The sequence below is a fragment of the Pedobacter arcticus A12 genome, from assembly GCF_000302595.1.
GTDB classification, from domain to species: Bacteria; Bacteroidota; Bacteroidia; order Sphingobacteriales; family Sphingobacteriaceae; genus Pseudopedobacter; species Pseudopedobacter arcticus.
In genome coordinates this window covers 156,401-181,667 of record NZ_JH947125.1, presented here as the reverse complement: position 1 = coordinate 181,667, position 25,267 = coordinate 156,401, and the positions used below count along the sequence as shown (strand labels likewise).

Here is a 25,267-nt window from a genome sequence, read left to right as displayed (position 1 = left end):
TTAATCAATAGTGTTTGCTAACAGTTTTTTAGTCGCATTAATAAGCATAACAATTTCTACGTTCCCTTTGGGTTTTACCATAAACCGCATTTCATCTTCTCTTTTATCGTGTTCATCAAAAGTCATTTTAGATTTTGCAGTTAATTTATTTGATGATTTAAGCATGATATAATCTACCAACTTAACACCCGTAGCCGATAGTTTAGCCAGATTTTCAGATACTGGTTCTATTTCTCTGATAGCTGGTGCAACCTTCATAGTTTCTTTTAATTTAGCATGATTAGCAATCCAAATCTTATACTGCGATTTAATCTTATTTGCTAATTCTTTATTCGGGTTCTGTACAAAATCGTCTACCATCCATGAAAATTCCCTAGCAACCTTACTGTCTGGTCTTGCAGCATCAACAACCATAGTTAAGGGTGTACGGGTGTAATAAGTAATTCCTTGTTTTCTCCTAGAAAGTTCTTTCATTGGCTCTACCGCATCAACAAAAGTTTTGAGAGCGGGAATATCCGCACCGTTGGTCAACCTCTTCAGCATCACCTCATAATTTTTATTATGGGTTAAGCCCAGATATTCTAATTTAGTGCTTACTACATCAAGCCTTCTGTACATATCTTTTACATCTCTTACTTCGCGGGGAGACCATAATCTTTCTGCAATGGCGGCTGTAAAAGGCCAGGTTCTAGAATCTATAGTTTCGGCAGAAACAATTTCGGCCCACATTGCAGATTCTCCACCATAAACGTTTGCAAGTTGACTCGGCGTTAAGTCATCGCTTTCTGCCAACGGTTCATTCAAATAGTAATCTTCGGCTGTGCGTAATAAATCCACATAAAAACCAGAAGAAATAATTACCGGATATCCTTTTTTTGCAGCCTCATTGAGTGAGTTTTTACCTCTCCAAGAATGAATCATGATGTCTTTAGAAATACCGGGTTCCAAAATCTCATCCCAACCCATCATTTTTCTGTTATACTTTGCCAATATTTTCTGCAAACGGCCATTAAAATAGGTTTGCAATGCCATGTTATCGGTCAAATTATGCGTTTTCTTAAACTCTTGGATTTTAGGGTTTGCATCCCATTGCGCTCCTCTATTTTCATCGCCACCGATATGGATATACTCATCCGGAAAAGTACTCGCCATTTCTGCAATAAAGGCATCAATAAATGGGTACAATTTTTCATTGGTTGGATCCATTGTTGGTGCGGGCTCAAAATGGCTATACTTTGTTTCAATTTGATAAGGACCTGGTGCACTTGCATATTCTGGGTAACCAGGAAACCAAGTAGACGCATGCCCTGGCATATCAAACTCGGGCACAACTCTAATTCCTCTATCTGCAGCGTATTTTACAATATCCTTTAGTTGGGCTTGCGTTAAGTATTTCCCGTTTGAACCTTTCTCGTGTAACAACGGATGAACCTTGCTTTCAACTCTAAATCCTTGATCGTCTGTTAAGTGCAAATGCAGTACATTCATTTTTACCCCCAGCATTGCATCAATGTTTCTGATAATAACTTCGTAAGGAATCCAATGTCTAACGACGTCAATCATTAAGCCTCTCCAAGCAAACCTTGGATTGTCTTTTATTGAAACTTGTGGGAAATAAAAACCATTCTCATCGGCCTCTAGAAGCTGTAGTAAGGTTTCCAAAGCATACATGGCTCCAATGTCTGTTGTTGCAGAAATTTTAATATGGTCTTTATCAATATTTAACTGGTAAGATTCGTCTTCTTTTAACTTAACCAAACCCGGTCTTTGTACATGGATTTGCAAAACGGCTTTTGGGCTGTTGTCTGCCTTAGATATTTGATCTTGTACAAACCATAAAATAGTTTGTTCATCTAGCCTACGCAAAAATCTAGTTGTGGCTTTATATAATCTTTCATCTACGTTTCCAGTAATGGCTAAATTAAAATTACTATCAATACGTAATTTACCCTGGTTAACGGTTATGTTACTAGGTACCGGCATTAAATTAAGTGTTTGCGACGATTGCGCAAAGCTGAATTGCACCGCCAATACAAACACTCCTAAAAAGTAATTGATCTTTCTCATTGAATTTTTATAGTATAATTTTCTTACTAACCACTTCTCCGTTATCAAAATAAATTGTAGCTAAATAAACGCCCTTAAATGATGCTGCGTCAATATTTATATTAGCTACGCTTTGATCAAGATTTACCGTTTGCGTGTTTACTAATTTTCCATCTATATTTGAAAATTTAAGTTGAGCCGTTTTACTGGTTGAATGACTTAAACTGAATGTTATTATTGTGCCCTTTTTGGAGACATATACACTCATGTCTTTTATCCCAGCGGATACAGCTATTGTTTTTAAATCTTTGAATGCTCCATCAGTATCTGTCTGTGAAAGCTTGTAGTAATTTTGCCCGCTAAAGGGCTTATAATCTTTATAGTAATATTGCTGATTACTGTCGATGTTTTTAACTTTTGCGATTTCTGAAAAATCACCATCACCAGAGGATCTAGACAGTAAGTAATAATCATTATTTTTTTGACTTGCTACAAACCACGATAACTCAACAAAATTATCCCGAGACTTCGCTCCAAAATCAACCAATTCTACTGGCAGTGTTCTCTGTAATCTTATGCACCTTACAGATAGCCCCCCGCCTCTACTTACCGGCAAAGTAAGTGCTGCTGTATTGGTAAAACTTGCGATATATGCTTGCCCGCCACTAAATGCATCCCTAGTCCAAAACCTTGCAAGTGTACCCGCACTGCCTATTAAACCATTGCTTACGTTTCTTAAACCCGCTGATGGTATTTTCAAATTTGAGCTGTACGCTGTTGTATAATTAGTTATACCTTCTTTGATGACGATGTTTTCCCACTCACTTGATTGTGGTAAACTCCAATTTTCTCCTAATAATTTGGCACAAGGATCGCAACCCGTTGATGCGTTTACTTGGCTTAAGTCACCCGTTAGTTTATCGGTTTGCAAGCCGGCAGACCAAAAATAATTTGACGCAGGCGTTGAATAATAAAAAGGGTTAGTACTCATTTTATTGAGTGCTATTGGGTTATTGGGACTTAATACAGTATTTGACAGTAATTCGTTCGCTCTTGATTGATGCCCATCATCCCACCGGCCCCAAGCAAATAAATCTCCATAAGCGTCGGTTTCGGTACGTGATTCGGCAAGTTTTCCGGCTCCTAAATTTTGTTGCAACCATACGTTACCATCGGTAGCCCTTACCGTTGTATAAATCTCGGGACGGTTATTATAAGTAAGCGTTACCCTACCAATGGAGCCTATAGTTTGTACAGGCTGTACTTCTGCAAGGTATTGTCTAAAATTGATTACTCTCCCAAATGTTATTCTGTTAGAATTGTGAAAGTTATTAGCTCCATCATAGGCTGTTCTTACCAAATAAATAATATCGTCTCCATCAAACTGAAAATCTGGATATTGGAACCCGGTTTTAGCGATAGATTGCTCCTCAGTTAAGCCTAAATTATCCTCCATTAATGTTTTTGCAAAATGCCACTTGCGCAAATCAGAAGAGATGTACATGGATAATACGTTACGTTGTTCGGGGAAAGCAGGGTTAGTATTATTATTGGTAAATAGAACGTACAGTTTAGAAACGGGGTCTCTGCGAATTGCAAATTTGCTCATCCCACCCGGCAGGTTTATAAAGTTTGCTGCCGAAAAAGACGCAGTACTGCCATCATCTTTAATTTCTATCATTGCACCTTTATCCACATAAGGGTTTGAATTCACCCTCATTACATCCCATAGTTTTCCGTCTGGACCTTCTACAATATTTCCTTCAATCCAGCCAGTGTTCCAAACAGAATTTGGCTGATCTGAAGATGTATCATATGAAACTTCAGTACTTTTTCTCCAGTTTGCGGGATTTAACAGGTCGGTTTCATTCTCATCTATAGAAATAGCGAAAGCAGAATAACCTCTAAAACTCTGACTAGCGTTTACTAATCTTTCGAAACCTTTATATAAACGACCATTATAAACGGCAACAGGCGTTGGAGCACAGTGATAGGTAGGATTACTTGCTCCTATTTTATCAAACAGAACACCGTTTTCTGGACTGGTCCAATTTGTTCCCCCGTCAGTTGATTTAATGATAACAATACTACGGTAGGTTACACCTGCAGAGGTACCTAAAACGTAAGCATCTCCTTTATGCAGAAATAATGTACCCCAATAAACTCCATTAATCTTTTTCTTTAAAACCCAAGTTTGTCCATTATCTGTTGATTTAAAAATTGCAGTTTCATCTGATGCTGTTCCACTTCCAAAATAATCATTGGAGGCTAAAATTGACCCATCAGTAAGTTTAACCAAACTGGGGCTACCTAAATATATAGCACCAGCAGTTGGAGATTGAAAATTAACCTGACTAACCCATGGTTGTGTTTGCGAGCTTACAAACTGCACCAACATAAAGTTGCTTAAAAGAAATAGAATAAATTTTCTCAGCATGATTAGTCGCTATTGTGTAATTACGTCAATTGATTTTTTGAACAACTTTTTATAATTCTTGATTTTATGAAAGGTTAAAAAATTGGCGTCGTGGTAATTTTTAGCACTCCTATCTTTAAAATCATAAGCGGTACGAGAAACGTATATGATGTTTTCACCATTAAACTCCCAATCCACATAATTAAAACCATGCTTTTTGATATCAGGGTGTTGTAACAAAATTTCATGTACGTACCAAGTTTTCAAATCTTTAGATGAAACAAATGCTTGCGTATTTCTAACCCTATCTAACTGCACCGTTCCTCTAAATTCTTTAGGTACATAGTTAACTATGGCTAGGTATCGTTGTGTTTTTTCATCAAACCTTATGGAAAACTTTTTGCCTCCTCCGGGGAACTTAATAAAGCCATTTTCTTTGTTGAATGATGATTTTAGCCCGTCAGGAGAGATGTTTACAACAGCTGCCCATTCATTATTTTTGTCTTTAGGATTATGAACTCTTAAAATATTGACAATATTGTTATCATTTGTAAGCACTGCGTTTCCTTCTATCCAAGCTCCAAAATCACCATTTAGATAAGTTGAGTCGTACGGAAGTGTATTTGTATGTCTCCAGTTGGTAGCATTCAGCAAGTCTGCATCGTCTTTAATGGACATCATAAAAGTGCCATATCTAAAACCCCACTTTTTAATTTCGCCATCAGCTCTTTCCATAGCTCGCCACAGATAACCATTGCTAGAAATCACCGGCATAGGGGCACAATGAAATTCCCCTTCCATTAATAAACCGGATTTACCATCTACCGGCTTTGTCCAAGTATAGCCTCCATCTGTAGACTTCTTGATCACCACATTTCCATGGTGTTTATCTGTACCCATAATATACAAATTGTTCCCATGAACAAACGGTTTAGACCAGAACTGGCCATCTAGTACTGCTATCTGTTTCCAACTCTTTCCTTTATTCTTAGAAAGAAAAACTTTTGAAACTGCCGAAGAAAATTCTGTAGAACCCTTCCCGAACAAATCATGGGTTGCTATATAATCTCCGTTTGGTAAAATACAGATACCAGGAGAACCAATGTATTGTTGCGTTTCTACATCTTGATAATTGATTACTACACCGGGTACACCATTATATTTTACCTGTTGTGCAAACACAGAAAAACAGGTCATCGATAAAAATAATATAAAAGAGGTTTTTAACATGATAGTTACTTAGCTTGAATTTTAATATTGATCTGTTTTAAAACTTCACTTCTGCTTTCAACATTGCTATTAAAGGCAATAAGCGTAATGGTGTAGTCTCCGGGTTGTGAGTAGCTTAATTTATAGCTATCCAATCTTTTATCATTTAAACTTTTAATCGATTTACCCCAATCCGGACCAGCGTCTAAAGACTTGGCAAATACCATTTTTTTACTAATTACCCAATCTTCGGTTTCTTGAGAAAGGTTTGCGACAACCGCATTTGCCCTTAATTGAATAACAGTTGGCTGTAATTCTGCTCTGTTGGCCTCTTTATTAGGTGTTGAAAAAAGCTTCCATTCGAATGAACCATGATTAAACAATAGACTTTGATTTACCGCACTTTTTGATTGTATAGCCACTCCTCTTACCCTGTTTAAGCTACCTATATTTTTCTTTGTTGGGTCTATTGTTGCGGGTATAGTTTGGTTTTTGACTTGTTGTTTAACAGCAAAGTAAACTTTTGCAGAATCTTGCTGTAGGTTATTAAAGATAGCCGATGTTATATCGCCGAAACCGCTTGTGGTATATACTCGGTTTTCTTGTGGCAATAACATTCTGAACTTTGAAGTCACATCTGTCCAAGTTGCTCTATGAGCACCATCTATTGAATAATCTTCGTCAAAATTGCTCGACACCAAAATAGAGAGCTGATCTTTTTGCCAGCCGTCTAAAACTTGGGTATCAAAATTCATTAGGTATGATATGTCTAACTGTCGGCTTTCTTTAAAACCATAATCATTTCCTATCTCGCCAGAGTAAAAAGTAATAAAGTTAGGATCGCCTTTAAATAATATTTCCACAGTATCGCCTACGAAATAGGTTTGCTTTGCAAGTTCAGCGCTAAAATCTGGTGTTTTTACGCTTTCTATTTTTTCACATGCTTGCAGTACAATGGTAACTGCAATTAGTAGTTTTAAGAATTTATTCATCTCCTTTAAATTTTATATTACCATCCTGGATTTTGTGTTAACGAAAAGTTTACGCCCAACTCATAGCTAGGAATTGGCCACACAACATCTCTCGCACTTACGTTTGTAAACATGGCTTTCGCAAACCGCAAATCGTAAAACTCAACATGACTATTTGCTTCCTGAAGTCTTTGTTTCATATTGGTCAAGAAATCACCCCAACGTACCAAATCACCTTTTCTTAAACACTCAAAAGCTAATTCTCTGGTTCTTTCATCCTTAATTTTTTCTAAAAATTTATCGTGTGATAACGAGAATGGGGCATAATCTACAGTAGGGTTGTCAACGTTATAATCTAACCCGTAACCTCTTCTTCTTACTTTATTAAGTTGTTTGTAACCCTTTTCAGTTGCGCCCAATTCATTCTCTGCTTCAGCGAACATGAGCATAACGTCAGAAAGTCTAATCAATGGGAAATTTTGTGGTGTTATACTTCTGTTCTTAGGTAAAAGAGTTTCGGAATCTCTTCTAAATTTACCACAGTTTCTAACCATGATTTGATTGGCAGGCCTAAGTACTTCCGAAGCAACACCGTTAGTAAAAGCGTAATAGAATGGTGCTACGGTCCAATCTCTTCTTAAATCTGTTGGCTCATATACATCATAAGTATAAATGGTGGTGGCAATGTAAGAATAGCCAAACCCTTTGTTAATGTCTGTTTGGTTGTAGATACCATTATTTACACCTACATACCCTCCTAAAGTGGCATAAATCCCAATCCCATTTCCATAAAACTCCACTTCAAAAATACTTTCGCCTATATCATACGGGTCGGTTGCTAGTTTTACAAAAACATCTTTAAAGCTTGTATTTAGCTTGTGAACGGGTAAATCTATAACCTTTTCGGCCCAATCTCTGGCGGCCTGATATTTAGTACGATCCTCGATTGGCTTACCTGCCCAGTAGAGGTTGACCCTTGCCAGCATAGCCCATGCAGCCGATTTACTCACTCTTCCGCCTATTCCTACTTCATCAATAGGCTTTACTTGATCAGCTGCTTTTTCCAGATCCTCCACAATCTTAGCATAAACTTGTACTTTTGGTGTTCTCACTACTTGATGAGCCTGAGAAGCGGATGATTTAATTGAAGATAGAACCAGTGGCACATCCCCAAAGTTACTTACCAATAAAAAGTAAAAGTAGCTCCGCAAAAACAACGCTTCCCCTTCAATTACTGCTCTTTCTTGATCGGTTAAGTCTTTTGGTTTATCGATATTCTCTAATAACACATTTGCCCGATCAATACCTTGATAAAGCGTTCTCCAAAACGTAAGAACCTTAACATCCGCTGTTGACACGGCATAATCACCAACAGAATTTGCGTCATTAGAATTTCTATTATACGCTTGATCAGCATCTAAGCCCATCCTTCCAAGCATATTGTTCGCATACAGCGGATGCTGTTTCAATATAGAATATATGCCCGTAAGTGCATCATTCATTTGGGTTTTGTTGTTGTAATACTCGCTAGGTGAGAGAAAATCATAGGGCGTAAGCTCTAGTGACTTTTTACATGAACCTGAAATTATGCTAACGAGTATGATAAGTGTAATAAGCTTTTTCATAGTTTTAAAAATTTGTTTTTATACCAAGAACTATTGTCTTTGCAGTTGGATATACTGAGAAATCGAACCCTGGTGTTAATGTGCTATTCCGTAAAGAAACTTCTGGATCCAGACCGGTGTAATTTGTCCATGTAACAAGATTTTGGGCAGCAAGGTTTACCTCCAAATTGGTCAACTTTAATCGTTTAGTTAATAATCTGGGCAAGGTGTAAGAAAGGTTAACGGTTTTTAACCTAAGAAAGGATCCATCTTCAAGGATTCTGTTACTGTAATAGCCTGCTGGCCCTTGGCCACCAACGCGGTATAAATCGCTATCCGAATTTGTAGGTGTCCATCTGTTTGCATAAGTAGCCAGCTGGTTCATCCCTAAGCTATTATTCACATTTCCTTCCAAGTACATCCTATTTGCATTCATAATGTCGTTTCCGTAAGACCATTGGAAGAAGACATTTAAGCCGAAACTTTTGTACTTGAAGTTGTTGTTAAAACCACCTGAATGTATTGGCAGCCCTCTACCGATAATTGAATTATCGTTGATATTGATAATACCATCGCCGTTAATGTCTTTGTATTTCACATCTCCTGGCTGAATTGCCGTACGAGACAAACCGTTTGTAGGTACATTTAATTTAAGACTATAGGTATTTCCTATCAATTCGAAATCATCATATCCATACACTCCATCCCAAGTTAAGCCATAAAACTGCGACGAAGGTCCGCCAACTTCTGCCATGTAAAGATTAACTGTGTTAAAGTTGGAAGACCAACCTATTGGTGTTAACAACCTATTGGATTCATCTGTTAAGGAAAGGATTTTGTTTTTATTGAAACTTATGTTGAAATCTGTACTCCATTGAAAACTTTTACTTCTAACATTATCTGTAGATAAGCTAAACTCTAAACCTCTATTATTAATGCTACCGATATTCTTATACATGGAAGAATAACCGGTGGTATAAGGTACTGGAGCACTTAAAAGCAAATCTTTGGTTACTTTATCATAAAAATCAACTGTTAAACGGACTCTATTTTTCAATAAAGCTAAATCAAGCCCTAGGTCAAACTGGCGGGTGGTTTCCCATTTCAAATCTTCGTTACCAAAAGTGCTCAACGTAACACCTTTAGACGGCGTGGCATTTCCGAAAGAATAGTAAGAGGAATATGGAAGCGTCATCTGAGAAAACCTTGAAAAATCTCCGATTCTATTATTACCTGTATAACCAAAGCTTGTTCTTAGTTTGGCATCGGTAATTGTTTTAACCCCGTTTAAAAAGTTTTCGTTCTTAATTTTCCAAGCGAAGGCAGCAGAAGGGAAATAGGCGCTTCTATTTTCTTTGGCAAATTTACTAGAGGCATCAGACCTAAAAGTAAGCGTTACCAGATACTTACTTTTGTAGTTATAATCAGCCCTTGCTAAATAAGAAAGCAGGAAATTACGGTTAATGAGCGCCGAGTTAGATCCGGGAATTCCTTGATCTAGACCGCTTAAACCAAGTTCTTCATTTGGCAACAACTCTCCTGTTAAACCAAATCTGCTATAATCGTACTGTTGCGTAGTAAAACCAATTAAACCTGTAAATGAATGATCTCTAACTTTCTTTTTATAGGTTAAAGTGTTTTCATTTAACCAGCTCGTCATTTGTGTAAAATTCACTAAACCGTTTACTCCTTTGGTGTTACCAACCAATACTGATGTACCGCGTGAGGTCAATGAATTATAGAAACCAGACTCTCTATACGTTCTTTTCGATGCTCCTCCCCTAACCTTAAACTCCAAATTTTTAGATAGATTAAAGGTTGCAGAACCATTCAAATAGAGACTCTCTTTACGTGTTTCTCGTTGAATATTATTTAGATCAACTATCGGATTGGTTGTTATTAAAGCCGATTCGGGGTCAACCAAATCCTCAATAAGGAGATTGTCATCTCCGCCCATTGTTGGCCTGTATGCCCACGTTCTAAACAAAGTGTAACTACTGTATGTCGCACTTTCTGGCGAACCAGCAACGTCGCCAAAGTTTTTATCTTGTGCGTAGCTTATCCCTAAATATAGTTTGGCGTTTTTTAAATCATGATTTAAGTTCAACCTGCCTAAAATACGGTCGTATCCGGTTTTTATAATCGGCCCTTGCTGGTTGGCATAGTTAAATGAACTATGGAAACGCGTTTTTCCTCCTCCAGATACGCTTGCAGTTTGGTTCTGGTAAAATCCGTTTCTAAAAAGATAATCTTGCCAGTTTACTCCACTAACATTTTTGTAATCATCAATAGTTTTCCCTTTGCTGGCCAGATAAAAAATATCTGCAACCTGAGAGTTCGCTTCTGCTTGGTATTTTACAAACTCATAGGGATCCATTAATTCCAACCGATTGGCAACCTGTTGAGCTCCAAAACTGGAGGAATAAGAAACATTGGTTTTATTGTCTCCCTCGCTTTGTTTTGTTTCTATAACAATAACACCGTTTGCACCTCTAGATCCATATATTGCTGTTGCAGATGCATCCTTTAAAACGGTTAAAGATTTAATGTCTTCGGGGTTTATATTTAAAAGACTAGGGTCTTCTTGTGGGAAACCATCTATAACATATAAAGGCGCATTGCTTTGTGTTAAAGAATTTCCTCCCCTAATCACGATATTCATTTCTGAACCTGGCTGCCCGTCATTACTACTTACACTAACTCCGGCAATTCTACCCGCTAAAGCTTGGTCTACTGACAGTACAGGTGCTTTATCAACATCCTGGAGTTTAAGTTCTCCAACGGCACCTGTTAAATCACCTCTTTTAACTTCCCCATAACCTATTACTACTACTTGGCTTAAACTCCTTGCTTGCTCTTTTAAAGAGACATTTATAATTGTGTTGTCGCCCACACTTTTTTCTAAAGTTTCAAAGCCTAAATACGAAAAAATTAAAATTGAAGTCTTTGAAGGAACGGTTATCATATAGTTTCCTTCAAAGTTAGAAATAGCACCAATAGAGCTACCTTTTACACGAATACTTACTCCTGGTAAAGATTCGCCCTTATCATCGGTTATTTTTCCTATGATTGAAATTGCCTTTTGTGCTACAGGTTTATTATTTTCTATTTTCTTTTCGGAGATAACAATATTTTTATCAACTACCTTATAGGTTAAATTATATCCGTTCAAGCATTTAGCCATAGCTTCGTCTATGGAGACATTAGACAAATTGATTGCTGAGATTTGCTGGTCTTTTATTGCTTTGGCTGTGAATAAAATGTTATATCCACTTTGCTTTCTAATTTCTTTCAGTACATCTATTAACAAAACATTCTTTTTGTCCATAGATATTTTTTGGGCAAAACTAGTCGCATTCACATGCATGAAACTTGCCAATAAAAGCATAAAGATTAACTTCATAATTAAAAAAAACTTGAACATTAATGCACCGCAGTACCTGCAGAGACTTTCTTTAAATTTTTTGTACATTTGAGTGTTAGGTTTTAAATTTTGTTTTTTTTCGGAACTGGTTTAAATAAATCAACGCAATCAGGGACGTCGCGAGCGTTCCTGATTATTTCAAATTGCTGTTATCTTATTATAATTAAGGTGCTACAATCACCTGTTTTACGTTTGTTTTACTATTGTTTTCTATGTTAAAATGAACCCCTCCAGTCAATTCTATCGTTTTTAGTAACTTCTCTATGCTATCGAATCTAGAGACTGTCCCTACAAACACTTCGTTTTTTATATTGCCCTCATACACCACCTCTATATTGTACCAACGGGCAATAATTTTCATAACCGTTTTAATATCTTCATTGTTGAAAACAAAGTATCCGTTTTTCCAAGCTAATGCCTCTTCAACATCCACTGGCTTTATATTGATATTTGGAAGGTTATTGGAAACAACCGCTTGATAACCTGGTTTTAATATTTTATTATTTTCTCCGCTCTTTATAGCAACTGAACCCTCTACCAGTGTAGTTTTCATAAACGCATCATTGGTGTAAGCACTAATGTTAAAATGTGTTCCAAGTACTTTTACCTCCGCATCTGCTGTTTTTACAATAAATGGTCTGTGCTTAGACTTTGCCACTTCAAAGAATGCTTCTCCAGTTAGCTCCACTAAACGACTGGTTTTATCAAAAGGAACAGGATATTTTAAAGCTGATTCTGTATTTAACCACACTTTAGTACCATCTGGCAAGTTGACTTGATACTGCCCACCTTTTGGAGTAGATATCGTATTATAGCTTGCAGACCCATATTGGCCTGGTGTACTGTTGTTTTTAACAGAATATATGAGCGAACCGTTTGAATCTTTATTAATTGTTACACCCACATCATCAGCTACATATCCATTAGCAACATCTTCGAGTAATAATTTTTTGCCGTTGGCCAATGTAAGAACGGCACTTTTTTCTTTTTCTGGAGCTAGGCTAGTTTTTTTAAAAACTACTTCCTGACTAGTTTTTTTAGAACTATTGGCTTGATAATAAAAATACGTAGCAGCACTCATAGCCAATAAAAGCGATGCGGCCACTAAAGGCCTATAGAGTGTGTATATAATCGAACTTTGCTTTTTGCGAGAATTAATGCTTCGAAGAATATTTGCCTCTAACTCACTCCCCATATCTTTTTTCTCAGCTTCAGAAAAAGATTCCAGCGTCTCTCCTTTCTTTTCGAAATAATTGTAGTAAGAATCCAGGAATTCTTTTTCCTCCACAGATGCTTTTCCTTCATTATACTTACGGATGAGGGCTACTAAATCTGATTTTGTACTATATTTTCCCATTCAATAATTTGTTCGTCTTTATAATCATGTACCAGAACTTCTAAAAAGTCCCAAAAAAATTATTTATTTTATTGGCTATAAACGGAGATGATATACGCACTGGTCCATTAAAAAGCAAATTAATATTGGCTTTCTTAAAGTATGTACCGGAAGTTTAGAGAAAACCCAAAAAAATAAATATTTTTTTGAAGAAGAAATCAATCCTTTCTTATTGTGCAAAAAGGATTAATAGGGAAAGAAATTGTGTTAACCTTAATCTCAAGGCCAAATTGGCTGTATTGAGTTGATTTTGCACCGTTTTTCTGGAAATGTTTAGTTTATTGGCTATCTGGTCTGTTGGTAAACCTTCATTATAATGGAGTAGAAATATTTCTTTTCGCTTCTTAGGCAAAGCCTCGATCCACATTTTAACCAGATTTAACACCTCTTTTTCAAGTACTAAATCATCAGTTGCTACAGGTGATGTAATGATATTTTCAAAGGCCGATAAAAACTCGGAAGTTTTAGGAGCCCTGGCTACCTGCTTAAAAACTTGAAATTTAACTGCGGTATGTAAATACGCAGAAATATTTTGAATTTCTAACTTTTGACGCCTATCCCATAAAGAGGTAAAAACAAGCTGTACAGCATCCTGGCTATGCGCCTTGTTTCCAAGTCTTTTATAAGCGGCATTGTAAAGCACCTGCCAGTATTTACGGTAAATTTGGGTAAAGGCATCCTGGCAACCTAATTTCAGGTCAGCAAGTAAGGTTTGTTCATGTAAAATATCATCTATCATCAACGGAAAATACTATATTTCGAATACTCAGTTAAGCTGCTGTTTTTTCAATAAAATACCGATTTAAAATTCAAGAAGAGCCTATTTAAAAATTCGCTCCTTAAAGGCACTAATCACCATTATTCTTGATTAGCTATCGAAATTAATATCGTAAAACAACAAAATTTTAATATTTCAAAAAATCTAAAAAACAGGTTATAAGTCTTTTCTGGCTATAATTGGTTAATCTAAAATTAAGGTTTTCGAAATTAATGCTACTACCTCTTCTTACCCAAAGTATATGATATATTATCATATACTATTTCTTTCCTACAAAATACACTGACAAAATCGCACAAAAAAACAGGGTCCACACCAAACCCTGTTAAAAGCAACCTATTAATGTTGCCGAAAAAATATTGTATGTTAAACTACTTCAAACTTAATTTCCAATTCGCCTTTTAAAACATCATAGTTATTGATTAAGGCATCAATCTTAGTTTTTACTTCTTGTGTTAACGTTGTAGTTTTTGTACGGGTAAACATAGATATCGGTAATCCTCGTTGCTGTAAACAATATTTAGCAATAACAGGGTAACCAGCATGCATTACATCCATATGATCAATAAAAAACTGTTGAACTTTTGCTACCTGCTCATCATCATTGTTGTAATTGTCACATAACCAAACCACTAGCTCTGGAAAGAAATTTCCTTGGATACAGGAAAGCCCTGCTGAACCTGCCTTTAAAGACTCCACCGCATGAGCCATATAGGCATCATAAAGTCCAAAATTATGTCCCTGCGTAACTGCAATTTTTGCTCTTATCTGCTCAATATCTAAGCAAGTATCCTTGTGGTAAGTTATCCTACCTGTATTTACAAAGCGGCCCAACTGCTCTGGACTAATTATTCTTTTGTAAGGCACTGGGCACTCGTAAAAACCCAATGGAACATTTCCTGTTAAATCTAACAACTGCGCCACATTTTGATCAAAAACCTGTGCACTGTCTTCTTCTTTTGCCAACAAACCCGTTATGGCAATAACTGCTTGTACTCCAGTGTCATAAATCTTGTTTACAAACTCGGCTTTCTGTGGGATGGATTCTCCAAAACTACCGGTTGCAACCACCGGAACTTTCCCATTCACTACTTTAACTACATGTTTTACAAGCTCCAGTCTTTCTTTCTCAGACAGTTCGTACATTTCACTTGACAGGCAGTTTGCGAACAAACCGGATACACCAGCGGATAGGTATAACTCTACCAATTGGGTTAAACCATTATAATCTATTGCTCCATCTTCATTAAACGGCGTAAGCATCACCGGAATGAATCCTTTTTCTGAATTATTCATCTGTATCGTTTTTATGTTATTTTTAAGAGACTGAAAGTCAAGCAGGTATTAACCTACTTTGCTAGGCTTTTGATTTTTGTGAGAATTGTACCTGTTAAAAAGATAGCTAGCGTACCAATTACGATGACCATATTGGCATGAAGAGGATTTCTTAGGTAAGCATAGTCATCTGGAATCATATAGGACAAGGATGCCCATACCACCACCAAAATCCCGATTACGGTGGCAGCAAATGCCTCTAGGTTTCCTGTTTTTCTGCTGATAATACCCAATAAGAAAAGGCCTAACATACCTCCGGCAAATATGCCTGACAGCTCCCACCAAATATCCAATATGCTTTTAACGCCAATCATCGCAATTCCACAACCCATCCCTAACAATCCAAAAACAATAGTTGCCAGGTGTAATAAGCGCATATTCTGCTTCTCATTAATATCTGACTTGTAAAAACGCTTATAAATATCTTCGGAGAAAACCGTTGCAGAGGCATTCATTCCTGAACTTATGGTGCTCATAGCAGCAGACAGAATACCCGACAGTATTAAACCAACAATACCTGCTGGTATCATGGTTACCATAAAATAAGGCATTACTTTGTCACCATAGTCGCTTGGTTTAAGTATAGCCGCCAAACTTGAAATATCAAATGAAGAAGCTCCGGCACCAAGACGTTCTGCTGCAGCCTGCAATTTTACAGGCTCTATCAACTCTGGGTGTACTTGATAGTAGGCGTACAAACAGGTACCAATAATAAAGAAGATAAGAGACGCAGGCGCATAAATCCAAACGCAAAGCCAAACAGATTTTGAAGCTTCTTTTGCAGATGCTGCTGTGTGGTAACGCTGTACATAATTTTGATCCATACCAAAATTATTGAGGTTAATAAAAAACCCATAAAGCAGTATGACCCAGAACGTGGATGTGGTAAAATCTAAGGAGAGACTACCTAAACTAAACTTATTATCGTTATTACCAATCTCAACGATTTTCGAAACGCCACCTGGCATATTCGACACTAATAAATAAACAATAATCAGTGCACCTACTGTAATTAATATACCTTGGAAAACTTCTGTCCATATTACGGCCTCCATACCTCCCATTACTGTATAAACTACAATACATACACCGGTTACCAGCATAATCATTTCCATACTATAACCGGTAAGGGCCTGTAACGTTAAAGATATACCGAAGAATATTGAGCCCATACGAACCAGTTGGGTAAGAAGAAAACACGTCACTGCATAAGTTCTGGCCCAAGTACCAAAACGCTTTTCTAAATTTGTGTATGCAGAAACTTCGCCCGTACTACGGTAAAACGGCACAAAGTATTTAGCTGCCACCCATGCTGCAAAAGGCATGGAAATACTGAAAACAAAAACATTCCAATTACTGCCAAAAGTTTTACCCGGCACACCTAAAAAGGTGTTGCTACTCAAAAACGTAGCATAGAGCGAAATACCTATTGCCCAACCTGGTATTTTACCAGAGGCTTTTGTGTATTGATCCGCACTCTTATTTTTTCTCGAGAAATAAACGCCAACAAGTATCATGGCTAAAAGATAAAGCGCAATGATAGACAAGTCTAATACTGGAAGATTCTTCATATAACTAAAGTATTACGTTTCAGGTTTGGTAGCAAAAACAAATATTAACAGTTTTAACTACTACAAATCTAGATAGATAAACCACCAATAAACTGACAAATTTTCTCCAGCTTATGTATTATTTTATCACAAACTGCTTATTAAATCAAATATTCACTTAATTAATTAGTACCGTATGTTAAAATACAGTAAACAGATAGGTGCTATAAACACTTGGAAATACCACAATACCTAACCTATTGCAGTACGTAATATTTTCAGCAAAACTTTATACCGTGGAATCTTTTAAGAGCCGGTTTAAATTTGTATTGTAAAAATGTTTATAGGTTATTTTTGAGCGAAACAAGGCAAATTTTGTAGTCAAAAAGAGCATAATCAAATTATTAGATAAATTTTAAACAGGCTATAAATTTAATCTGATTAAAATGAAGGTATGAGACAAGTTGTAAACCGTTCAATAGGTGTTCTCGAGAATTGTTTTTTTTGAGGAAATGAAAAGAATAAAATAAATTGTAAGCTTAATCTGGAGCAGGCCGAACGGAATTTCTGTTATTCCGAAAGGATTTCTCTGAAACTATTTTTAACTCGAAAGGTTTTGAACTCAAAAAAATCAATTACCCATAGCAGTTCCAATACCAATTTGCTAAAAAAAATCGAAAATGGGACATATAGAACCATCTGGTAAATCGGCAATCAATAATCCCAGCTTCTCCTATAGGCAAACCAGCTTTAAAATAGTACTGATATAAATCCTAAGTACATTCATCCACTAGTTTCAGTATAGAGAAATAATCTTTCCCGATAGCATCAGAAAGTGCGATTTCGCAGGTTTTGGAAGACGAGTAATAGCCATCATAATCGCCGGCTTTAACCTCCAAGCTCTCGTTGCGTGTAGCCGAATGTGTCAATTCTGGATGCAGAAAACCACGGTCGCCCGCCATTCCGCAACAGCCTGCAAACAACGGCTGAGTGGCCTGCGCTGCAAAATGGCTAGCCAATGCGTTGAACTTTGCTTCCACTCCGTCCATTTTCTTCAACGAACAAACCGGATGCAGAACGATATTGCCTTTTCTTTTTGTCACCTCCACTTTAGGCATTACATAATCATGCAAATAATCTATGCTATCGATGATATTGAGCTTATCAAATTTCCCTCTATTTTCTTGGGTTAAAGCCGGTCGGCAGCCCGTTAAGGTTTGCGTACAGGAACTGATATCTAACACTACAGGATGTACGCCACCAGCTGTGGTTTCCCAAAGTTTTTCTACCGTTGAGTTAACGGTGTAAGTGTAGGCATCTTTAAAACCTTTGGACGAATAAATCTGGCCACAGCACTGCTTTTCAATATTGTGTGGTATAATTACCTGAACGCCCGCTTTCTTAGAAACATCAAAAAACGTTTGCATCACTCCTTTTTCGTTAGCATCCGCATCGCCCATTACCCTGGAGATACAAGCCGGAAAATACACAACCTTAAAGTCCGTTTGGTTCTGTCGGTTTTCTTTTGGGATCGGTTTTGCCAACGCCAATTGGTTTGACCATAACGGGAAAGCAGGAATCACCGTTTTAAGCGAGCTGGTGATTCGATACATGGTGTTTTTGCCTAATAGTTTGTTGATGAGCGCACCAGTTCCCATTGCAAACTTGACAGTATTTACAACAGTTCTAAAGTTTTTAGCTGTTGAAAGCGCTATCTTATTTGCTATTTCAGAATGGCTCTCTCTGCGTAAGCGCTTCACCAGATCTCCAGTGTTGATATCTACAGGACATGCTGTGGCGCAAAGTCCATCTACCGCACAGGTGTCCAAACCATCGTACTGATACTGGTCCAGTAAAGTTTGGTATTGCTTTTTATCTCCTTTATTCTTTAATTTCAGAAGTTCGCGACGTACCACAATCCGTTTTCGTGGTGTTAGTGTAAGGTCGCGGCTTGGGCATTTGGGTTCGCAGAAACCGCATTCGGTACAGCGGTCAACTTCTTCTTCTACTTTTGTAAGTTCTTTAAGGTTTGCGATGTGGGCGGCTTTATCTGCGTTGATGATTACACCCGGATTCAACAGGTTTTTGGGATCGATGATCTCCTTTACCGATTTCATGACCTGGTAAATCTCTGCACCCCATTCGGTTTCTACGAACGGTGCCATATTACGTCCCGTACCATGTTCCGCTTTTAATGCGCCATCGTATTTTTTGATTACAAGTTCAACCACTTCACCTAAGAAACGGTCGTACCTTTCAATCTCTGTTTGGCTATCAAAAGCCTGCGTAACTACAAAATGGATATTGCCATCTTTTGCATGCCCAAAAATAATAGCATTGCTGTAACCGTGTTTTTCAAAAAGCTGGTGCAGATCTATAATAGCGTCTCCGAGCCTTTCTACAGGAAAAGCCACATCTTCTAAAATCACCGTACTTCCACTCGCTCTTACCGCTCCAACAGCAGGGAACATCCCTTTCCGTATTTTCCATAAAAGTGCCTGTTCGTAGCTTTTTGAGGTAAATTGAATATCTCCTATCAAAGAAAGCTGTGCGCTTACCTGTAAAAAACTTGCAATCTGCTCGTTGATCTCTTCTTCTGTGTCTCCCTGATATTCTATTAAAAGTGCAGCCGCTGCAGCGGGAAGTGTTTTTATAACTGCTGGAACGCCTACCATGTTCTCAACAGACCGTAGCGATGCCCTATCCATCAGTTCCACGGCTGCTGCTCCAGAATTTTTTAACGGAACAATGGCTTGGCAGGCCGAATATATATCCTTAAAATAAAGTAGGGCTGTGGACTTTTTCTGAAAATCCGGGATGGTATCCAATACGGCTTCGGAAATAAACCCCAAAGTACCTTCTGCACCGATCAATAGGTGTGCAAGGATATCCAAAGGTGCTGTAAAATCAATAAAAGCATTTGCCGAATAGCCAACAGTATTCTTTGTCAGGTATTTTTTCCTGATTCTATCATAGATTGTTGGATTACCCTTGACCTGCTTCTGCAGATTTTCCAATTCGTTGTAAATAGCGGGGCACTCTTCTTTAAACCGTGTATAATCTGCCGCGTTTTCGGTGCTGTATGTTCTGCCGTTCGGCAATATAAAGCGAATGTATTTTACGGTATGGTAGGAGTTATTGCTCACGCCACAGCACATTCCACTGGCATTGTTGGAGATAATCCCACCCATCATTGCGGAGTTGATACTTGCCGGATCGGGACCTATTTTTTTACGGTATTTTGCCAGATAGGCATTTACGTTGGAACCTATGGCTCCGGGTTTAACCCTTACGTTAGCTCCCTCTTTCTCTATAACTACTTTGTTCCAGTGCTGGCTTAAATCCACCAATATCCCATCGGTAATCGACTGCCCGGATAAGCTTGTACCTGCGGTTCTGAATACTAAGGGTATGTTATGCTGTTGTGAAAACGCAAAAAGCTGCACAATCTCTTCTTCGGAAACTGGCAGTACCACCGCTTTTGGGCGTAGGTAGTAAAATCCAGCATCAGATGCGTAGGCTACCAGATCTATCAGCTTGGTTTTTACTCTTTTTTTATCAAAAATTGATTGTAATCCGATTTCGATACTGTGTTCTTTCATTTCGATTATGGCTTTCACGTACAAACCTACAATTTCTTGTGAACATCCGTAATGATCAATCTATGAAAGATATTTCTTTAGCAGAAAAACGGTAGTAGAAATATACGGAGATATCTCTCAGTTTCTTTCTTCAAAAATAATCGCGGATAGCTAGCCAACAACTGTATAAATAATTATTTATACTCGATTTCAAACCAAACGCAAAATTACACTTTTTGATGTTTTTTAAAAAGATGCTTATCAATTAAAATAATTTTAATACCGAACTTAATATCACCCAATATTCTATTATATTTATGGATGCAACAAACCATACCTAAACAAAGATTACTTTCATTAGATTTTTTCAGAGGATTAACCGTAGCAGCCATGATATTGGTCAACAACTCTGGAGATTGGTCGCACATTTACGCACCTTTTGAACACGCAAGTTGGGAGGGCTGTACACCAACCGATTTAATCTTTCCATTCTTTTTATTTATTGTGGGCGTATCCATTGTTTTTGCTTTAGACAGTGCAAAACAGGACAGCGAAAACCACGGAAAACTGTTGAAATCTATTTTCAGAAGGTCTATTACGCTTTTTTTGTTAGGGATGATTCTTGCGTTGTATCCTGTGTTCAACTTTGCCGAAGTTCGGATTCCGGGCGTCTTACAACGCATCGCTGTTGTGTACCTTGTTTGTTCCATCTTATTTGTAAAAGTAAACCATCGCACTTTATTTAGACTTTTCTTAGGGTTTATTCTGGTTTATTGGTTATTGATGGCGTTTATCCCGGTTCCGGGAGTTGGTGCTGCTAATTTTAATAAAGGCACTAATTTGGCTGCATATATTGATGGAATTGTTTTCAAAAACCACATGTGGAGTGTAACCAAAACTTGGGACCCAGAAGGCTTCTTAAGTACTTTCCCTTCCTTTAGTACTGGCTTATTTGGTGTTTTAATGGGTATTATCCTAAAATCAAAATATAGAACACAAGAAAATAAAGTAATATGGTTATTTACCTACGGCTTTTTAGCAGTAGTCTTAGGTTTATTCTGGGATTTATTTTTCCCAATCAATAAAGCACTGTGGACTAGTTCTTTTGTACTTTATACTGGTGGTATTGCAAGTATGACTTTAGCGCTATGCTATTGGCTTATTGATGTACAGGGTTTCACTAAGTTTACCAAGCCTTTTGTAATTTATGGAGTAAACGCAATTACGGTATATTTCGCTTCAAGCGTTATTGCAAAAACACTAAACCTTATAAAAATCAGTATTGCAAGCGGAACGGAAGTTTCTGCCAAGAACTACATCTATGAGATGTTTTATACTCCGTATATGTCTCCTTATAACGCGTCTCTTGGTTATGCTGCTACTTTCGTTTTAATCTGGTTCTTTATTCTTTGGTTCATGTACAAAAGGAACATAATTATTAAAGTATAAAGATTGCGTTCTAAAAAACAGCAACCTTTTACCAATAGATAAAATCAAATACTATTTCTTTAAACAAAAAGAGCTTCATTTTTCAATGAAGCTCTTTTGATATTATATAAAACCTAGGTTATTTCTGCGTCAATTTACTAACTGCAGCTTCGTCAACGAACCAATCTAACTTACCGTTTGTAGGCTTAATCAATTGAGCTGGATATTTTGCAACATCATGCTCACCTTCCAAAACAGCTTTTATGGCATCTGCCTTGTTAGCTCCAAAAGTTAAAAATGCAATTTGCTTTGCATCATTAATTAAAGGTGCGGTAAAGCTAATTCTGTAAACCTCTTTGTCTTTTAGGTAAACTTCCTTTACTTGTTCCTCATCAATCCAAACCAAATCAGTTCCAGGGAAAATGGAGGCGGTATGTGCATCATCACCCAAACCTAAAAGCACCAAATCGAAAATAGGTTCGTCATCAAAAAAGCCACAGATCCAACGTTGGTAAGCCAAAGCTGCACTAGCTGGATCTAATGTTGTATCTACTTTAAAAACTTGCTTATCGGCAATCTCCAAACTATCTAACATAGCGGTTTTAGCCATCAAATAGTTGCTATCTGGGTGGTCGCTTGCTACATATCGCTCATCTCCAAAAAAGAAATAAACCTTGGTCCAGTCAATTTCATTCTTATATTTTGAAGCTAACAATTCGTAAAGCTTCTTTGGAGAACTACCACCAGATAACGCTACAGAAAACTTATCGTTTTGTGCAATTGCCAGCTTTGCATCCTTGATAAATAATGATGCTAAAGCTTCTATAGCGTCATTACTTTCTTTAAAAACGTTTAAACTCATTTCTTCTTTTCTCCTTTTTTCATAGGTAACGTAAACCAATGGAAACCATCTTTAGCTATTAAAGCCTCCGCAGTTTCTGGCCCCCAACTATCTGATGAATAATTAGGGAAACTGATGCTCTTTTTAGTTTCCCAACTTTCTAAAACAGGCATAATTAAATCCCAAGCTGTTTCAACCTGGTCACCACGCATAAATAAAGTTTGATCACCTTTCATTGCATCTAGCAACAAAGTTTCGTAAGCTTCTGGCGAGTCGTTCTCGTAAGTGCCATCGTAATTAAAAACCATATCAACCGGGTTTAAAGTCATATCTAAACCTGGTCTTTTAGCTTGCACCTGCAAACGGATACTCATTTCTGGCTGGATACTAATGATCAACCTGTTTTGTTGCCAGCTTTCTGACGACTGATTGGGGAAAATCAAATGTGGCACATCCTTAAACTGGATACTGATGATTGAAGATTTTTGGTGCATTCTTTTCCCTGTTCTCACATAAAAAGGGACATTCTGCCATCTCCAGTTATCGATAAAGAACTTTAAGGCTGCAAAAGTTTCTGTGTTCGAGTCTTTGTTCACACCTTCCTCTTGGCGGTAACCCTCTACTTTTTCTCCTTTAACCCAACCTTCGCCATACTGGCCACGAACCGTGTTAAACCTAATTTCATCAGGTCCAAACTGGCGCATTGCTCTTAATACATCAACCTTTCTGTTACGGATTTCTTCCGCATCAAAATTAACCGGTGGTTCCATTGCAACCAAGCAAAGTACCTGCAAAATATGGTTCTGTACCATATCTCGTAAAGCGCCAGAACCGTCGTAATAACCGCCACGGTCTTCAACACCAATATCTTCTGTTACAGAAATCTGTACGTGTTCAATATAGTTACGGTTCCAGATCGGTTCAAACAATGCGTTGGCAAATCTAAAAGCCAACATGTTTTGAACAGTTTCTTTACCTAAATAATGGTCAATTCTATAAATCTGGCTTTCAGCAAAAATATTTTTCAGCAGGATGTTAAGTTCCTTAGCAGTTTCTAAATCTCTACCAAATGGCTTCTCGATAACAATTCTTGTTCTTTCCTCATCTCCAGCAGATTTTAGCTTGGCTAAATTGCTAGCAATAATTGGGAAAAAGTTAGGCGCAACCGCCAAATAATGGATAATAACAGGCAGTTCAGACCATTCGCTTTCATACTTCTGGATAATTTCATCCATCTTCATGTAATCAGCTTCTTTGTTTACGTCGGTTCTTAGGTAGCTAATTCTGCTTGAAAACTCAGCCCATTTCTCCTTCTCTGCTTTCCCACTTCTAGAAAACTTATTTACGCCTCCCAATAAATTTTTGATGAAGCTCTCATTATTGTAATCGGTACGCCCTAAGCCAATAATTGCAAACTCCTTTGGCATGTACCCTTCTAAAAACAGGTTGTATAATGCAGGAATCAGTTTTCTTTCTGCAAGGTCTCCAGTACCACCAAAAATCATGTAAATTGTTGGTTTGGATTTAATGTTAGATTTCATTTAGATTTTTGTTTTAACGATTTGTAAGTATGCAGTTAAAATGGTTGGATTATAATTTATAGCAAAATAAAATACAAATGCCAAAAGGCTATCAATTGATTTCGACCTTTAAGCAATCTACAATAAGTGTTTTTTTTATATGATTTTTAGACCTCATATACATTTTATCTGCTGTTGTGGTTTCAAAAGTATCAATTGTTTTAGTTGATTATGTATTTTAATTGAAAAATCTACGCAATCGGTTTAGGGATTTACAGTTTTAACGCTGTAACTCTCTTTTATCTTCCATAATTTAACACCTCCTTTAATGCCCTCACGGTTATTTTCCACGCTCACATTTGTGCCAAGCTTAAAATTAATATACCTCGTATTTCCGCCACTTAAATAAAGGTGATCGTAATTTACAACTGTATCAAACGTATTTAAAACCTCCTGTAGCTTCTTGTTCCACTTTTTCTCACCATCTTTTTTTAAGGCAGCATCGCCAATAAAATCATCATAATCCTGGCCTTTTACAACAGGTAAATGCGCTAATTCTAAATGTGGCAACAAGTTACCATCCATAAACAAAGCCGTTCCAAAGCCAGTACCTAAAGTAATTACCATTTCTAAACCTTTGCCTTTAATTAAAGCAAAACCTTGTAAATCAGCATCGTTAACTAAACGTACCGGTTTCTTTAGTTCCTTAGCAATTGCTTTACTGAGGTTAAATTTCTTAAACGCTTTGCTATCTAAATTTGGCGCAGTAAACACAACGCCCTGTTTGATAAAGCCAGGAAAACCAACCGCAATTTTATCAAAAGCCGGAAACTTTTTAACCAGCGTTTTAATAGCTGTCATCAGGCTTTTCGGGTTGGCTTTAGCAGGAGTTTCTACCTTTTGGTAATCTTGCACTACTTTGCCTTTATTGGTTAAAATTGTGGCTTTTACATGAGAACCGCCAATATCAATTACTAAAATGTTGTTGCTGCTTTCTTTCATGTTACGTTATTGAAAAAAATAGCCCAACCTAAGTTGAGCTATCTATGAAATGGTAAGTTATATTATCTGTCTAAAAATATCAAAATAATTTAGGTCAAACCCTCATTTTGAGCAAAAACCGTAAAAACGATAGTTGAATGACAATTGAAACCAAACTCAGTTTATC

15 protein-coding genes are annotated in these 25,267 nt (G+C 37.3%); 1 reads left to right on the top strand and 14 read right to left on the bottom strand.

Translation table 11 applies throughout. The features are described 5' to 3' along the window. The 11 genes from B176_RS0102205 to B176_RS0102155 form a co-directional block, all read right to left on the bottom strand. Window positions 1-2,067, bottom strand: coding sequence for a beta-N-acetylhexosaminidase (locus tag B176_RS0102205; RefSeq protein ID WP_154647862.1), 2,067 nt, complete (start codon window positions 2,065-2,067; stop codon window positions 1-3). Window positions 2,068-2,074: 7 nt separating this feature from the next. Then, a complete protein-coding gene (locus tag B176_RS20070) occupies window positions 2,075-4,483 on the bottom strand; it encodes a T9SS type A sorting domain-containing protein (protein WP_154647861.1) in 2,409 nt (802 codons plus the stop codon). A 9-nt stretch (window positions 4,484-4,492) separates the two neighbouring features. Beyond that, window positions 4,493-5,659: a sialidase family protein gene (locus B176_RS0102195; RefSeq protein ID WP_017257136.1), complete on the bottom strand. Its 1,167-nt coding sequence runs from the start codon at window positions 5,657-5,659 to the stop codon at window positions 4,493-4,495. Window positions 5,660-5,697: 38 nt separating this feature from the next. Next, a complete protein-coding gene (locus B176_RS0102190) occupies window positions 5,698-6,663 on the bottom strand; it encodes a DUF5017 domain-containing protein (RefSeq protein ID WP_017257135.1) in 966 nt (321 codons plus the stop codon). 17 nt (window positions 6,664-6,680) lie between these two features. Further along, window positions 6,681-8,267 carry a RagB/SusD family nutrient uptake outer membrane protein gene (locus B176_RS0102185; RefSeq protein WP_083852672.1) on the bottom strand — a complete coding sequence of 529 codons (1,587 nt, stop codon included), beginning with the start codon at window positions 8,265-8,267 and terminating at the stop codon, window positions 6,681-6,683. A gap of 4 nt (window positions 8,268-8,271) precedes the next feature. Continuing rightward, the gene (locus tag B176_RS0102180) at window positions 8,272-11,649 is read right to left on the bottom strand and encodes a TonB-dependent receptor (RefSeq protein ID WP_237739788.1); all 3,378 of its coding nucleotides are present in this window, start codon (window positions 11,647-11,649) and stop codon (window positions 8,272-8,274) included. A gap of 184 nt (window positions 11,650-11,833) precedes the next feature. Next, on the bottom strand, window positions 11,834-13,027 hold the full coding sequence (locus B176_RS18825; RefSeq protein WP_017257132.1) for a FecR family protein: 1,194 nt from the start codon (window positions 13,025-13,027) through the stop codon (window positions 11,834-11,836). 208 nt (window positions 13,028-13,235) lie between these two features. Continuing rightward, window positions 13,236-13,805 carry an RNA polymerase sigma factor gene (locus B176_RS0102170; protein ID WP_017257131.1) on the bottom strand — a complete coding sequence of 190 codons (570 nt, stop codon included), beginning with the start codon at window positions 13,803-13,805 and terminating at the stop codon, window positions 13,236-13,238. A gap of 405 nt (window positions 13,806-14,210) precedes the next feature. Further along, window positions 14,211-15,140, bottom strand: a complete 930-nt coding sequence (locus B176_RS0102165; protein WP_017257130.1) for a dihydrodipicolinate synthase family protein — start codon at window positions 15,138-15,140, stop codon at window positions 14,211-14,213. Window positions 15,141-15,193: 53 nt separating this feature from the next. Continuing rightward, complete coding sequence (locus B176_RS0102160) at window positions 15,194-16,750, bottom strand: sodium:solute symporter (protein WP_017257129.1); 1,557 nt, start codon at window positions 16,748-16,750, stop codon at window positions 15,194-15,196. 752 nt (window positions 16,751-17,502) lie between these two features. Then, the gene (locus B176_RS0102155; protein ID WP_017257128.1) at window positions 17,503-20,331 is read right to left on the bottom strand and encodes an FAD-binding and (Fe-S)-binding domain-containing protein; all 2,829 of its coding nucleotides are present in this window, start codon (window positions 20,329-20,331) and stop codon (window positions 17,503-17,505) included. A 300-nt stretch (window positions 20,332-20,631) separates the two neighbouring features. On the opposite strand from B176_RS0102155, the gene B176_RS0102150 reads away from it, so the two are divergent. Further along, the gene (locus B176_RS0102150) at window positions 20,632-21,759 is read left to right on the top strand and encodes an acyltransferase family protein (RefSeq protein WP_017257127.1); all 1,128 of its coding nucleotides are present in this window, start codon (window positions 20,632-20,634) and stop codon (window positions 21,757-21,759) included. Window positions 21,760-21,877: 118 nt separating this feature from the next. On the opposite strand, the gene pgl is transcribed toward B176_RS0102150, so the two are convergent. From pgl to B176_RS0102135, 3 genes are all read right to left on the bottom strand, one after another. After that, complete coding sequence (gene pgl, locus B176_RS0102145) at window positions 21,878-22,600, bottom strand: 6-phosphogluconolactonase (protein ID WP_017257126.1); 723 nt, start codon at window positions 22,598-22,600, stop codon at window positions 21,878-21,880. Next, entirely contained in the window at window positions 22,597-24,120 is a 1,524-nt protein-coding gene (gene zwf / locus B176_RS0102140; protein WP_017257125.1) for a glucose-6-phosphate dehydrogenase, read from the bottom strand. Before zwf ends, pgl begins: the two co-directional genes overlap by 4 nt. 243 nt (window positions 24,121-24,363) lie before the next feature. After that, window positions 24,364-25,101: an ROK family protein gene (locus B176_RS0102135; RefSeq protein WP_017257124.1), complete on the bottom strand. Its 738-nt coding sequence runs from the start codon at window positions 25,099-25,101 to the stop codon at window positions 24,364-24,366. Window positions 25,102-25,267 lie beyond the last annotated feature (166 nt).